Annotated in this window: 15 protein-coding genes; 8 read left to right on the forward strand and 7 right to left on the reverse strand. The window is 35.1% G+C overall.

What is annotated here, in order from left to right:
* Positions 1 to 42: 42 nt before the first annotated feature.
* On the reverse strand, positions 43 to 468 hold the full coding sequence (locus tag TYM08_RS10285) for a hypothetical protein (RefSeq protein ID WP_422379058.1): 426 nt from the start codon (positions 466 to 468) through the stop codon (positions 43 to 45).
* Positions 469 to 630: 162 nt separating this feature from the next.
* Between TYM08_RS10285 and gpmI the strand changes: the two genes are divergently transcribed.
* From gpmI to TYM08_RS10305, 4 genes are all read left to right on the forward strand, one after another.
* A complete protein-coding gene (gpmI, locus tag TYM08_RS10290) occupies positions 631 to 2169 on the forward strand; it encodes a 2,3-bisphosphoglycerate-independent phosphoglycerate mutase (protein WP_422379059.1) in 1539 nt (512 codons plus the stop codon).
* 71 nt (positions 2170 to 2240) lie between these two features.
* The gene (locus tag TYM08_RS10295; protein ID WP_422379060.1) at positions 2241 to 3389 is read left to right on the forward strand and encodes a murein hydrolase activator EnvC family protein; all 1149 of its coding nucleotides are present in this window, start codon (positions 2241 to 2243) and stop codon (positions 3387 to 3389) included.
* A gap of 13 nt (positions 3390 to 3402) precedes the next feature.
* Positions 3403 to 4752 (forward strand): S41 family peptidase, encoded by a 1350-nt coding sequence (locus TYM08_RS10300; protein WP_422379061.1) that lies wholly within the window; start codon positions 3403 to 3405, stop codon positions 4750 to 4752.
* The gene (locus TYM08_RS10305; protein WP_422379062.1) at positions 4752 to 5525 is read left to right on the forward strand and encodes a divergent polysaccharide deacetylase family protein; all 774 of its coding nucleotides are present in this window, start codon (positions 4752 to 4754) and stop codon (positions 5523 to 5525) included. Before TYM08_RS10300 ends, TYM08_RS10305 begins: the two co-directional genes overlap by 1 nt.
* A 42-nt stretch (positions 5526 to 5567) precedes the next feature.
* Here the strand turns inward: TYM08_RS10305 and TYM08_RS10310 are convergent, their stop codons facing one another.
* The 4 genes from TYM08_RS10310 to TYM08_RS10325 are packed head-to-tail and all read right to left on the reverse strand — an operon-like array spanning position 5568 to position 8582.
* The gene (locus TYM08_RS10310; protein ID WP_422379063.1) at positions 5568 to 6293 is read right to left on the reverse strand and encodes a dienelactone hydrolase family protein; all 726 of its coding nucleotides are present in this window, start codon (positions 6291 to 6293) and stop codon (positions 5568 to 5570) included.
* 7 nt (positions 6294 to 6300) lie between these two features.
* Complete coding sequence (locus tag TYM08_RS10315; protein ID WP_422379064.1) at positions 6301 to 6756, reverse strand: TerB family tellurite resistance protein; 456 nt, start codon at positions 6754 to 6756, stop codon at positions 6301 to 6303.
* A 10-nt stretch (positions 6757 to 6766) separates the two neighbouring features.
* Positions 6767 to 7681 carry a hypothetical protein gene (locus TYM08_RS10320; RefSeq protein WP_422379065.1) on the reverse strand — a complete coding sequence of 305 codons (915 nt, stop codon included), beginning with the start codon at positions 7679 to 7681 and terminating at the stop codon, positions 6767 to 6769.
* 46 nt (positions 7682 to 7727) lie between these two features.
* Positions 7728 to 8582, reverse strand: coding sequence for a PHP domain-containing protein (locus tag TYM08_RS10325; RefSeq protein WP_422379066.1), 855 nt, complete (start codon positions 8580 to 8582; stop codon positions 7728 to 7730).
* Positions 8583 to 8821: 239 nt separating this feature from the next.
* Between TYM08_RS10325 and TYM08_RS10330 the strand changes: the two genes are divergently transcribed.
* From TYM08_RS10330 to mnmC, 4 genes are read left to right on the forward strand one after another with little or no spacing between them, the layout of a single operon-like run.
* Positions 8822 to 9121: a YciI family protein gene (locus TYM08_RS10330; protein ID WP_422379067.1), complete on the forward strand. Its 300-nt coding sequence runs from the start codon at positions 8822 to 8824 to the stop codon at positions 9119 to 9121.
* A gap of 11 nt (positions 9122 to 9132) precedes the next feature.
* A complete protein-coding gene (locus tag TYM08_RS10335; RefSeq protein ID WP_422379068.1) occupies positions 9133 to 9795 on the forward strand; it encodes a TIGR04211 family SH3 domain-containing protein in 663 nt (220 codons plus the stop codon).
* A gap of 1 nt (position 9796) precedes the next feature.
* Entirely contained in the window at positions 9797 to 10135 is a 339-nt protein-coding gene (locus TYM08_RS10340; protein WP_422379069.1) for a hypothetical protein, read from the forward strand.
* Positions 10135 to 12102 carry a bifunctional tRNA (5-methylaminomethyl-2-thiouridine)(34)-methyltransferase MnmD/FAD-dependent 5-carboxymethylaminomethyl-2-thiouridine(34) oxidoreductase MnmC gene (gene mnmC, locus TYM08_RS10345; RefSeq protein WP_422379070.1) on the forward strand — a complete coding sequence of 656 codons (1968 nt, stop codon included), beginning with the start codon at positions 10135 to 10137 and terminating at the stop codon, positions 12100 to 12102. Before TYM08_RS10340 ends, mnmC begins: the two co-directional genes overlap by 1 nt.
* Positions 12103 to 12106: 4 nt before the next feature.
* Here the strand turns inward: mnmC and TYM08_RS10350 are convergent, their stop codons facing one another.
* Positions 12107 to 12538 (reverse strand): hypothetical protein, encoded by a 432-nt coding sequence (locus TYM08_RS10350; protein ID WP_422379071.1) that lies wholly within the window; start codon positions 12536 to 12538, stop codon positions 12107 to 12109.
* Complete coding sequence (locus TYM08_RS10355; protein WP_422379072.1) at positions 12535 to 13431, reverse strand: aspartoacylase; 897 nt, start codon at positions 13429 to 13431, stop codon at positions 12535 to 12537. Before TYM08_RS10355 ends, TYM08_RS10350 begins: the two co-directional genes overlap by 4 nt.
* Positions 13432 to 13515: the final 84 nt, after the last annotated feature.

The raw sequence follows: 13515 nt of genomic DNA on the forward strand, positions 1-13515 counted from the left end.
TTTTAATTCATTAATTGATAGCTTTAACATTCTAACTAATGTTTAGAATGAAAACATTGCACCCAACTCAGGAGTGTAAAAAATATCATTGCTATCAAGCATATAAGTGCCTGTCACATTTCCATAAAAAATAAAATGCAATGCTGGGCTGTGCTCATAGCCAATTTTACCAGTAATTCCAAGATCATTATTATCATTACCAAGGTTGTTTATTAAACCACCAAATTGATAGTACACACTTGTGAACATCTCTGTTGTGTATGCTTTATACCCTAGTTCTAAATCTGTTCCATCGCCCACTGCAAGATTAAATATCAAAGAGGATTTAGTACTCAAAGCATTTTGCACAATAATATTAAATTTCTTTTGATCTAACAATTTAATCGCATCAGTCCCAATAGCAATGCCAGAAGCATGGGCAGTGGACATCCCAACAAAACAGGCTAAACCTAACAATAATTTTTTCATAGTATTGATCTCTGTTATTTATAAAAGAACAAAATTATACACAGCCAAAATAAAAATGCTTTCTTTTAATCCACAAAACCAACTTTTTTCACTTAAGCGCTCGAATACATTCTCAATAAAGCGTAAAATGCGACGCAAATTCCATTTACATGAGTATTTAAAATGAGTAAAAACACCGTTGCACTAATTATTCTAGATGGCTTTGGTTACAGTGAAACCTCTGCATCAAACGCAATTGAACAAGCAAACAACCCAGTTTGGGACAATTTATGGAAAACCTACCCTCATAGTTTAATTCAAACATCAGGTATGGCTGTTGGTTTACCTGAAGGCCAAATGGGCAATTCTGAAGTTGGTCACATGAATCTAGGTGCGGGTCGTACGGTTTATCAAAACTTTACTCGTATTAATAAAGACATTTCTGATGATTTGTTTAAAACAAATGAAGTGTTAGTCAAAGCGGTTGATACAGCAATTGCGTCTGACAAAGCCGTTCACATTATTGGTTTATTATCACCAGGTGGCGTGCATTCTCATGAAGATCAAATTGCAGCAATGGTTGAGTCGGCTGTAAACAAAGGCGCGAAAAAAGTATACGTTCACGCAATTACAGATGGACGTGATACCGCACCACAATCTGCTCAAGAGTCGATTACATTATTAGAATCTCGATTAAAAGAAATAGGTGGTGGTCAAATCGCCTCTTTAATTGGTCGCTATTATGCGATGGATCGTGATAATCGCTGGGAACGTGTACAACTTGCTTATGATTTATATACTCAAGGCAAAGCTGACATCACATCTGCATCGGCAACAGAAGGCTTAGCGGCAAGTTACGCACAAGACAAGTTTGATGAATTTGTACCCGCTGTGAGTATCCAGATTGATGGACAGTCTATTTCTATTGAAGACGGCGACAGCGTCATTTTCATGAATTTCCGCCCTGATCGTGCCCGTGAATTAACTCGCGCTTTTGTTCAAGACGATTTTGAAAATACATTAAATCGTTCAGTTCGACCTAAACTGGCCGACTTTGTGATGTTAACTGAATTTGCAGGTGATATACCTGCAAATTGCGCTTATCCACCTGCAACATTAACCAATACACTTGGTGAATTTGTCCAAAATTTAGGCAAAACTCAATTACGTATTGCAGAAACCGAAAAATACGCTCACGTAACGTTCTTCTTTTCAGGCGGTCAAGAAGATGAATATGAAGGCGAAGATCGTATCTTGATTCCTTCCCCAAATGTAGCAACGTATGATTTACAACCTGAAATGAACGCCCCACAAGTTACTGAAAAATTAGTTGAAGCAATCGAATCAGGTGAATATGATCTGGTTATTTGTAACTATGCAAACGGTGATATGGTTGGTCATACTGGCAATATGGAGGCCGCAACAAAAGCCGTTGAAGCATTAGATGTTGCATTAAAAGCAGTGACTGAATCTATTTTAAAAGTAAATGGGCATTGCTTAATTACAGCAGATCATGGCAACGTTGAATTAATGGTTAACCCAGAAAATGGCGATCCAGTAACAAGCCACACAACGTTTGATGTACCTCTGGTTTATGTCAGCAATGACACCACTGGTAAATCTTTAAAAAATGGCAGCCTTGCAGATATTGCCCCGACTTTAATTGAATTAATGGGCGAACGCGCACCAATTGAAATGACTGGCGCTTCTTTGTTGAAATAAGCCCTTTCAATTTTTAGCAAAGCCAAGTAATTTACGTTACTTGGCTTTTTTTTAATTTTTTTGGAATCAAAATGCAAAAACTGTTTTATTTATTGACCTTTTTATTAAGCACCCTTGCCCTAAATGTTTTGGCCAATACTGAAAAACAACTTAAACAAGCAGAACTTGAAAACCTAAGTAAGCAAATAACCGAATTAAAATCTAATTTAAAACACCAACAACAAACACACAATCAGCAGACGAATGAACTGGCAAAAATAGAATCCAGCATTGGTAAAAATGAAACAAAAATCCAAACCATTAAACAGACACTAGTACAACTTGATCAAGAAAAAAGCAATTTACTGGTTAAACAAACCGATTTGCAAAATGACCAAAAAGCACTAAAAACTCAAATGGAATCACTCTTTTTAGATTTATATCGCCAAGGTCAACAAACCTGGCTTAAAACATTATTAAGTGAAACTAATCCTGCTAATTTTTCAAGAAAGTTGAAATACATTGAATTCATTACACAAAGCCAACGTGATGTTTTGCAATCTTTTTTTGATAATCAAACTAATCTTTCTAATACCATTGCATTAATAGAAGAAAAAACACTCAATACTCAACAACAACAATTAAACTTAAGTAAAACGCAACAAAGCCTATTAGCCAATCAACAACAAAGAAAACAAGAAGTCGACAAGCTCAACCAAGCAATCAATACAGCACAGAAGCAAATTCAAGTTAATGAAAAGAATAAAAAGCAACTGGAAGACTTAATTGAAAAAATGATACTCACATTATCCAACCAAGACTTAGGTTTAAGTGATTTACAAATCGATCAATTAAAAGGCAAACTTATCTGGCCTATCAAATCAAAACCAAGCAATCGTTTCGGGGCAAAGACTCAATCAGGCCGTGTTTGGGATGGATGGGAGATGCCAACAACCTCAGGTGAACAAGTAAGAGTCATCGCAAGTGGTAGAGTTATTTTTTCAGATTGGTTGCGTGGATTCGGATTATTGATTATTGTCGACCATGGGGATGGATATTTAAGTTTATACGGTCGAAACCAAAGCCTTTTAAAACAAGAAGGAGATTGGGTTGGACAAGCAGAAACCATTGCATTTGTTGGCGGTACTGGAGGGTATGAAAAAACCGCCCTCTATTTTGAAATAAGAAAAAATGGACAACCACAAAATCCAGCATCTTGGCTTTCCAAAATAATTAAATAAAGGTGAGACTTTCATGAATATTTTAAAATCAGCTTTCATTACAACTTATTTATTAAGTATTACTTTTACGTGTTTTTCTCAAGAGTCGACAACTGAACCAGCTATTAACTCAACTATAAACCCAGCCAATCCAGCTATTAATCCAGCCAAGCACAGCAAAGCTGAAATTGAATCCATACAACCCTATTCAAACCTTCCTTTAAAACAAGTTAGCAATTTAGCCAAAGTATTTGATTTGATCAAAACCCATTACGTCGAAGAAATAGAAGATGACACTTTATTAAAATATGCCATTGAAGGTATGGTAGAACAACTGGATCCACACAGTGCTTACTTTGATTCAGAATCATTACAATCTTTCACTGAATCCACTTCAGGAAAATTCAGTGGACTGGGAATTGAAATCACAATGGAAAATGGCTTAGTTAAAGTTATTGCAGCAATGGACGGTTCCCCAGCTCAACAGGCAGGCTTGCAATCTGGCGATCTTATTTATGAATTAGATTCTCAAATCGTACAAGGAATGAGCCTAAGAGAAGCATCCGAAATAATGCGTGGCAAAATAGGATCTAAAATTCAGTTAAAAGCAAAACGCCCAGGACAAAAAGAACCGCTCACTTTTAATATCATCCGTGCTGAAATTTCAAACAGTTCAGTAAAATCTTTTTTACTTAATAATCAGATTGGTTATGCAAAAATCAGCTCGTTTCAATCTGAAACCGGGAATGATTTTGAAAAAGCAATATTAGATATGCAACAATCCAGCGATCAATTTAAAGCAATAATATTAGATTTAAGAAATAATCCAGGCGGCTTATTGCAGCAAGCAATTAAAGTCAGCGATATTTTCCTTGAAGAAAAATTAGTGGTTTACACTCAAGGTCGTTCTGAGCAAAGCAAAGAGCATCATTACACCTCTTTAAATACAATTGGTAAAGATTTAAAAGTCATAGTATTAATCAATCAAGGTAGCGCATCAGCATCTGAAATTGTCGCAGGCGCACTACAAGATCATAAGCGCGCTGTCATCATGGGACAAACCAGTTTTGGCAAAGCAAGCGTACAACAAATATTAAATTTAGATGATTCATCCGCAATTAAGCTTACAATTGCTCGATATTTTACCCCACTTGGCAGAACCATTCAGGCTCATGGTATTAAACCAGATATTACAATTATTCCTTCCGTTGTTTCAAAATTAGAAGACAGACAATATGTTTCTGAATCTCAACTTTCTGGACACTTAGAAGGTGATTTGGACCAATCAGCACAAGCCAACAACATTAATAACCTTGATGTTTTGACAGATGATTATCAACTGCAACAGGCATTTCAACTTTTACAAGGTGCATTAATTTTATAATGAATGTTTTGACACTTAAAAACCTAAGCTGTTTACTGTTTTTATTTTTCCATTTTAATTTTGCAAACAGTGCATCAACCCAATCCAGCCATGAATTTTCAAAACCCAAAATTGCAGTGGTGATTGATGATCTTGGAAACCAATATGACTTTGGCGAACAAATCATCAATCAATCAATCATCAAAACCGTTGCGGTAATGCCATTAAGAGCTTATACATTTTCATTATCTAAGTTGGCGTATGAAAACAAAAAAGAAATCATCATTCATATGCCAATGGATAATAATGGACGCTTTCCCATGGGAAAATTAGGCCTAAGTGTAGACTATGACAAACAGGAAACGTTTTATACTTTAGAAATGGCCTTTGCTGAAAACCCTTATGCTACTGGACTAAACAACCATACAGGCAGTTTTTATACCGAACAATATGATCAAATGGGCTGGGTGATGGAGTATTTAAAACTGAATAATATGTTTTTTTTAGATAGCAGAACATCTGCCAAATCTCAAGGTGTCATTCAATCTAAAGAAAAAAAACTACCATGGGCTGGACGCCATGTGTTTTTAGATAATAAAAAAGACTTCGACTCTTTAAATAAACAATGGCTCAAGGCGCTATCTCTTGCAAATAAAAATCAAAAAGTCATTATTATTGGACATCCTTATCCAGAAACCATTGCGTTTTTTAAACAGTTAAATCATTCAGATTTAGAAATGCACTTTGAATTTGTAAAAGTTTCAGATTTATTGGAACGTAATTTTCAGCAATAAAGTTTGCATCTATTGAGTACAACTTAAAACAGTTTCAAAAAATTATCTAAAAAAATCACCTGCCGTTTGGTACATCTTTATTGCCAATGCAGAATCGTAACGTTCACCTTCATCACGCATAAAAGCATGCTGAGCATCCACTTCTAACCATATATAATTCAACCCGTTTTGTAAAAAATGTTGATACAACTTTAATCGAGCATCTTGTGGCACATGAGGATCTTGTTTACCAAAAACCAAATACACCTCTGCTTTTATATCTTTCGAACGAGTCAAAGTGTCGTTATTTTTTTCACTTGGTAATGTATTACTATGAATATCTGTTGGATACAAACAAAATGCATGTTGGATATTTTTATTTAATGCGGCTCTGAAAGCCAAGTGCCCACCAATACAAACCCCCATTGCACCAATTTTACCTGTACAAAACTCATAGGATTGTAAAAACTCGACCATAGCTTGAGTATCGCTGTCATGGTCTTCTAAAGATTTTTCCCACTTATCGGCATTACCTTTATCTTTGCCTGCATCATCATAAGCAAGCACACAACCTATCGGATTCAGTTCATGAAACACTTCAGGCACAATCACCACATAACCTAATCCGGCTAATATTTGGGCACTTCTTTTAATCGGCGCTGTAATTTGAAAAATTTCTGAATAAAAAATGATTGCATTAAATTTCCCAGATTTTACTGGTCGGTATATCTCTGAGCGCATTTTTCCAGTTGGTGTATCTAAAATGGCAGTTTCAAATTGTGTGATCATAATTGGTTTACTTTTGTTCGAAATGGTTTTTTGCTTGCTGTTTAGCTTGAATAAAATGACTGTGATGCAAATGCAACAAATCATTTATTTTACGAATTATAAAATCTTCATGAGGATCAATCACTCCATCACTGTATGCAATCATCCACAATGCCACTATCATATTAAAACGCTGGGGTTCATCAAATTGATCGCGAATGCGTTTAGTAAAAGAATACACATCATGACTGTTTTGTTTGATTTCTAATGCACTAAAATATACCGATTGAACGTCCTGTTTTTCAACATTATATTGATCATGTAATAATTCAAATACGCGCTCACGTTCTCGCTCATCGGTATCTAAATCAACCATCATCACCTCAACCATCAACACACAAATAGCCTGTTCTACAGTAATTTCTGCTTGTTCTTGTTGATTTGAAGTATCTAGTGACAGCCATTGTTTAAATTTATTTAACATCGTTAGCTCCTTAAAAATCTATGCGTATACCAGCTGACAAATCATAAGCGCCCTGCTGATCAAATAATCGAGAATATTCAAAATATGCAACCCCCTGTTCACCAATTAAAAAATCCATGCCAAGCATTAAATTAGCTTCGACTAAATCAGGTAAATCTAAAACATGCAAAGAAGATTTAGTAATTAATGTATTACTTTGATAAGACAATGCAGTATCCCAAGTATTCACCCCTTCTCCTTTGGAATACGTGATTGCATATTTTGATTGAGCTGATCGATAATCCAAAGCAATTGCCCAATATTTTTCATTATTTATATTATCTTTGAATGTCATGTAAGTAATAGAACCTTCATCACTTACAATTCCAATGCCTGCAGTATAATCATTAAATAATTCATCCCCATCTTCTGCGTCCATTTCAAATTCGAAATAAGTCATTAAATTTTGTTCATATGGAAACTGCATTTGAAATACATTGGATTTATAAGGGGCTGCACTTTCAGAATGATTAAAAGCAATGTGTTCCATTGAACGCTGAGAATGCATAATATTATTCGGTTGAACCATAATTTGCGTCACTAACGACATGATTGACCCAATACGATAAAATCCGCCATTTTGCCCCAGCTCAACAAAGCTTTGTTTAGTAGTTAAGTTGCCTCCTAAAGTGGAACCGTTCATGTCTACTTCTAATCTGCCTCTGACATAAAACGTATCGTATCCAGAATAAGCATCCAAACCGATAAACGATCCTTGATCATTATATACTTCAAGATCTTTGCTTTGCGTTATAGGCGTACTATTAAAGCGCACCCCAGTATTAAAAGAGCCATACCACGTTGACTCAACTGCTGAAACAGCATGCGTTGAACAAAGTGCCATACAACACAACGTTAATGATGTTAAAAGTTTGTTAACGGACATAATATTTCCCACATATTTTTTTATTGCCAATTTTGACATGGTTAGTTTATTTAAAATCAATCCAAATAGGTTCAATTTCTTTTGGTACATGTTCGAATTTTCCTAATTCGCACCATGATAAATCTGGTTGATGAAAATCACTGCCACTTGAGCCTTTAAGTTCGAGCTCTTTGCACACTAAAGTTAGTCGCTTGCGTAATTGTGGATTCATTTGCGCAACGCCTAACTCGACGGCATTACCACCTGCTGATTTAAAATACTCAATACAACTTATCAGTTTTGTTTGTGTCATTTTATATTTATGAGGATGAGCAAATACGGCTATACCACCCGCTGCTTGAGTGATTTTAATTACTTCTTCAATACTAGGAAAATTGGTTTTAACATCACCGGGTTTGCCTGCCCCTAAGTACTTATTAAAGGCAGCTTGACTATTTTTAACCTGTCCAGAATCCACTAAATATCGCGCAAAATGTGGTCTTGCAGGATGGTTATCTCCACTTAATGCTTTCACATCTTCATAAGTAATGTTAAGTCCTGCCTTTTGCAAACGCTCAACAATAATAAATGAACGCTGATCACGAGTGTTTTGCAACTCATTGATTGCAGAAGTCACGGCTGGATGGTTAGCATCAAAATTCAAACCCACAATATGGATATTCATACCTTTGTATAAAGTTGACCATTCAATGCCACTGATTAATTTTGGGACACCTTCTTTATTAGCAAGCTCTTTGATCGATAAATAACCATCAACTGTATCATGATCAGTTAATGCGTAAATTTCGATTCCTTTTTCTTGAGCTCGCTCATACATCGCTTTGGGACTTAACATACCGTCTGATGCAGTACTATGACTATGCAAATCAGCAATTACATAGTTTTTTTGAGAATCAAACACATTAATGACCTTAGTTTGGTGGACAGCTGCCAAGTGTAGTTTTATTATGGCTGACTGTATAGTGCTTCATAGTGCTACGACATTGAACAAATATATGATTTTTGAAAAATCTCCATACACTAACAATTCAAAACACATTTATTTAGCATCTTTATATTACAATTTTATTTTACCAATGAACTTACTCAAAATAGTAAGTCAAAAAATATCCAGAATTTAAATTAACATTAAGGGTTTTCATGTTATACAGTATCATCAGTCAAGATGTGGAAAATAGTTTACCACTTAGAGTGCAATCAAGACCTGCGCATTTAGAACGACTTAAAACACTAAACGCTCAAGGCAGATTAATTCTTGCAGGCCCGAACCCTGCCATTGACAGTAATGATCCTGGTGACGCAGGATTTACAGGATCAACAGTTGTTGCGCAATTTGACAGCTTGGAAGACGCTCAAGCTTGGGCTGATACCGACCCTTATATAAAAGCAGGCGTTTATGCCAGCGTAGTAGTAAAACCATTCAAACTAGTACTACCTTAAAGGAACACAATATGAAATTTCAATTTAACATTGCGATCAGTATTTTAATTGCTTCTGTCTCATTATCGGCATTTTCAAAAAATGCATGGCTGTCAGATAATCAAGCCATTCATTTAAGAGATGTTCCAGCAAGTCAATATACACCATTAGAAACCTTGTATTCTGGTGCCCTACTTGAAGTAATCAGTGAAACTGAATCCAGCATTTACGATAAGGTCAAAGCCCCTTCAGGTAATATAGGTTGGATCAATAAACGATTTGTCTTAGATGAACCGGTTGCATCCGTTCAATTAGAAAAATTAAAAGAAGATTTTGAATTACTTCAAACTGAACATAATGAATACATTAATGTTCACAAGGACACACTAAAAGAACTTGAAGAGAAAAAAGCATTAAAAAAAGAATTAACTGAATTAAAAGCAAAATATAACAGTCTTGAATTATTATCTAAAAAAGAACTGACACTAGACAGTGAAAACTCTCAGCTACTAAAGAAAAAATCCATGCTTGAATCGGATCTAGAAAAAGCACAGATTGAACTTGCCTCCTATAAAGCCTCAAATACCACTCGCTCTTGGATTACAGGTGCAGCACTGGTTTGTTTAGGCGTGGTGTTAAGTTTAATTTTAATTAATCTTCCTAAGAAAAATAGCCGCAAAGACGGTTGGAGCTGATATGGCTTGGCAAGATGATCCAATCAGCAAAGCATACACAAAAGAATCGTTGATGGAAATTTTGGCCCAAGGTTTACTTGGGTCCATGTCACGGTTTACTCATTTTCAAATCATTGAGTGGTGTGTTCGTTTTCGCGAACAACATGAAAATGACGTAAAAGCTTTTCACATACAGGTATCAGATGATGTCATTGTGCAGTGGGAGCTTTTTATCGCAAGTTCCTACACACTTGAACAGATGCGCAGCTTTTCACTTAGCGATATAGTTTTGCCGAAAACCTATTTTGAGCAATGGCTAAATCAATTAATAGAATTTGAAGACACATTACCCGTACACTAGTGAACAGACCAATTATCCCAGCAAAGATCAGTTATAACCCTCGAGGCACACTAATAAGTGAGTTATATTCTGATCAATATTATTCCAATCAAGGTGCGTTAGAAGAAATTGAACATAATTTTTTAAATGCCAACAACCTCAAACAACGTTTTTCTCAATTACAAGACAATCAAACTTTCACTATTGCTGAAACGGGTTTTGGAACGGGGCTTAATTTTTTAAAAACTTGGCAATTATTCAATCTCGCAAATACTGCAAAATGTAGCACTTTGCACTTTTTTTCAGCTGAAAAACATCCACTAACAAAAAAAGATTTAATTAATGCCATAGCACCTTTTAATGAACTTAAACCTTTATATGATCAGTTGATCGCTCAATACCCAAAACTGTTGCCTGGGTTTCATACATTGTATTTTGGCAATGTGACATTAACATTGATTTTTAGCGATGCAACAATAGGGTTTTCTCAAGCTCATTCATCAATTGATGCATGGTTTTTAGATGGGTTCATGCCTACAAATAATGAAAAAATGTGGGACACGCAATTATTTGATCAAGTCAGCAGATTAAGTCATTTAGAAACTACCCTTTCAACTTTTAGCTGCGCTCGAGTAGTTAAGGATGGATTACTTGGTGCTGGATTCAAAATAAAAACAAAAAAAGGATTCGCAAAAAAACGTGAAATGCTGACGGCCACCTTTATTGGAAAATGTGGACCTTTACGCCCAAAAAGCAATCAATTTTATTCATTAGATCCAATCAAAAAACGTTTTAAAACTAAAAAAATAGCCATTATAGGAGCTGGATTTTCAGGATGCGCCACAGCCTATGCCTTGAATAAAAAAAATCACAGCGTCACAATTTTTGATCAGCAAGCTAAAATTGCACAAGGAGCCTCAAGCAATCCTAAAGCTGCCATTTATTTAAAACCCGGAAGTAAAAATAGTTATAACAATCGATTTTATCTTTCTGCTTTTTTTCATAGTTTGCGTCAAACACAATTGGATTCATTACCAATTGAAACTTGTGGCATGATTCAATTAATTCATAACGAAAAAGAATTAAAAAAACAACAAGAGTTAGTTGAGTGTGGTTTGTACTTTGATGATATTTTTCAAGTTAAAAATAACAGTGAATTATCTGAAATATCTGGAATTAACATCGATAAAAACGGATTATTCTATCCATTAGGCGCAATGGCAACACCTAAATCATTATGCAAATATTGGTCACAACATGCTGAGTTTGTTGGTAACACACAAATCACTTCAATTGATCAAAATACAGATAACACTTGGCGATTAACCTCAAACAATAATGAAATATTTGAATTTGATCAGGTGGTAATTTGTAATGCGTTTAGTGCCATACAATTTAAACAAACCAAGCACTTACCCTTAAAAAAAATTCGCGGCCAAGTCACCTCAGCGCCAACTGGTCGTTTATCTAAGGATCTTAAAACCATCATTTGTGGCGAACATTATATTACCCCTGCTGAAAATGGCGTTCATTGTTTTGGTGCCACTTTTGATTTAAAAGACGATGACAGTCAGGTACGAGATTCAGACAATATTAAAAATATTCAAAATATAGAAACCATGATTCCAAGCATTCAAGGGGAATTTGATCCAACTAAATCAATTGGCAATACAGGATTCAGATGCACAACACCTGACTATATGCCCATTGTTGGTCCTTGTGTCCCAGCTAAACAATACTCTTTGCAATTTCAACATATTCAAAATCCGCAGCTGCGGAGCATTAAGGCGGCACCAATTTATGAGGGTCTATATATTAATGTGGGATTTGGTTCAAAGGGGGCAAGTACAGCAAGCATGTGCGCAGATATCATTTCAAGATTAATTGATCATCAATCATTGCCACTTGAAATTGATTTACTCGATCATTTACATCCTGGTCGTTTTCTTATTCGGGATATTTCTCGTAAAAAATCCCAATTTATTTAATGAATTAATAAATAATTCCAGCATTTGCATAAAAAACCGTTTCCCATTTTTTATCTTCCCAGTCATGTAAATATCCAACACCTAGCTCAACCGGAAATTCAAATTTGGTTGTTTTAAATAAATTTTGACCCACACCAATTTGCAATCCTCTTTCATGATGCACAGTGGTATCATTTTTAAATTTTGGCACCTTATTAGCAAAATCGAACACAATATATTTCATTCTTTCATTATTGTAATGCTTAATAGACAATCCATAATTGATATTTTTATTAGGCTCCCAATAATGAGTTTCTATTGCCCAATCACCTATGATAAACATACCTACAAAAAAACCACCACGCGTTCCAGCGCCTGCGGAATAACTTAACCCCACATATGAATGCGCCATGACAGGTAAAATAAGGATTGCGATCAGTATGAATTTTTTAATCATGAGATTTCCAGTTCAATTTTTTTCATTAAGCTAAATGCGTCTTTTTTGTCATAATACGCAGCCTCATTAATAAAACAAGCGGTTAACATGCCAATTTGATCGTAATTATTTTCAAAACAGATATCTTGACCGTCTAACGTTTTAAAAATAGGGTCACCTTGCTCTAAAGGCTGATAATCTTGAGAATCAAAATCCTGATGAATCATTCCCACTATTTCATTTTGCTCGTTTAGCATAAATGGTATTTTCTGTATAAATTGATACGCACAAACCGACTTAGGTAAAGGTATTTGTATGTCTTCTTTATATAATTTTATAAATTTAAGACAAGCAAAAACAGCACTTAATGTTTGCTCATATACTTCTTGTTTTAATGTGCCTTGAGCGATTGGCCCTACTTCTATTAATAGTCCAGAATATTTTGCAATGGACAATAAAAAATTATCTTCAGTTTGTTCAGTTGGCTCAAAAAAGATATTCACTTCTGGAAGTTCTTGCTGAATGTACGCCACTAATTTACGATGAAACACGCTATCTTGGTTAATTACCAGGGTTAACCCCATATTTGTTGTGGTGGTATGCAGATCAATAATAAAATCAGTTTGCTGCTTGGCTTGGGTTCCAATCAATTGATTGATTTGTCTAGCACGATTCGCTTCGATATTTTGGATGGACTGACTTAATAACTCTAAAGAAAATTGACGATTTAAATCTTGATCCACATAACGCACATTCTTTTTAATGGCCTGTTCATTAGCCAATAAAAATTGAATATCTAAATCGTATTTTTCAAGTATTTGAGGTTGTGATTGAAGATATTTAACAACATAAATACCTGACAACTCGTTGCCATGAGTTCCACCGACTATCGTTACATTATTAATGTCCATCATTTACTTCCACAATTTAATAAAACAGCTATTCAATATGACCATCATTCAATATTACAATCATTCAATAAAACCACTATTGCAAAT

This window comes from Marinicellulosiphila megalodicopiae (genome assembly GCF_045862395.1).
GTDB lineage: Bacteria > Pseudomonadota > Gammaproteobacteria > Pseudomonadales > Natronospirillaceae > Marinicellulosiphila > Marinicellulosiphila megalodicopiae.

Excerpts from the sequence above, each read along its gene's own strand:
- TYM08_RS10285 (WP_422379058.1), bottom strand. The coding sequence starts at position 468 with ATGAAAAAATTATTGTTAGGTTTAGCCTGTTTTGTTGGGATGTCCACT.
- gpmI (WP_422379059.1), top strand. The coding sequence starts at position 631 with ATGAGTAAAAACACCGTTGCACTAATTATTCTAGATGGCTTTGGTTAC.
- TYM08_RS10295 (WP_422379060.1), top strand. The coding sequence starts at position 2,241 with ATGCAAAAACTGTTTTATTTATTGACCTTTTTATTAAGCACCCTTGCC.
- TYM08_RS10300 (WP_422379061.1), top strand. The coding sequence starts at position 3,403 with ATGAATATTTTAAAATCAGCTTTCATTACAACTTATTTATTAAGTATT.
- TYM08_RS10305 (WP_422379062.1), top strand. The coding sequence starts at position 4,752 with ATGAATGTTTTGACACTTAAAAACCTAAGCTGTTTACTGTTTTTATTT.
- TYM08_RS10310 (WP_422379063.1), bottom strand. The coding sequence starts at position 6,293 with ATGATCACACAATTTGAAACTGCCATTTTAGATACACCAACTGGAAAA.
- TYM08_RS10315 (WP_422379064.1), bottom strand. The coding sequence starts at position 6,756 with ATGTTAAATAAATTTAAACAATGGCTGTCACTAGATACTTCAAATCAA.
- TYM08_RS10320 (WP_422379065.1), bottom strand. The coding sequence starts at position 7,681 with ATGTCCGTTAACAAACTTTTAACATCATTAACGTTGTGTTGTATGGCA.
- TYM08_RS10330 (WP_422379067.1), top strand. The coding sequence starts at position 8,822 with ATGTTATACAGTATCATCAGTCAAGATGTGGAAAATAGTTTACCACTT.
- TYM08_RS10335 (WP_422379068.1), top strand. The coding sequence starts at position 9,133 with ATGAAATTTCAATTTAACATTGCGATCAGTATTTTAATTGCTTCTGTC.
- TYM08_RS10340 (WP_422379069.1), top strand. The coding sequence starts at position 9,797 with ATGGCTTGGCAAGATGATCCAATCAGCAAAGCATACACAAAAGAATCG.
- TYM08_RS10350 (WP_422379071.1), bottom strand. The coding sequence starts at position 12,538 with ATGATTAAAAAATTCATACTGATCGCAATCCTTATTTTACCTGTCATG.
- TYM08_RS10355 (WP_422379072.1), bottom strand. The coding sequence starts at position 13,431 with ATGATGGACATTAATAATGTAACGATAGTCGGTGGAACTCATGGCAAC.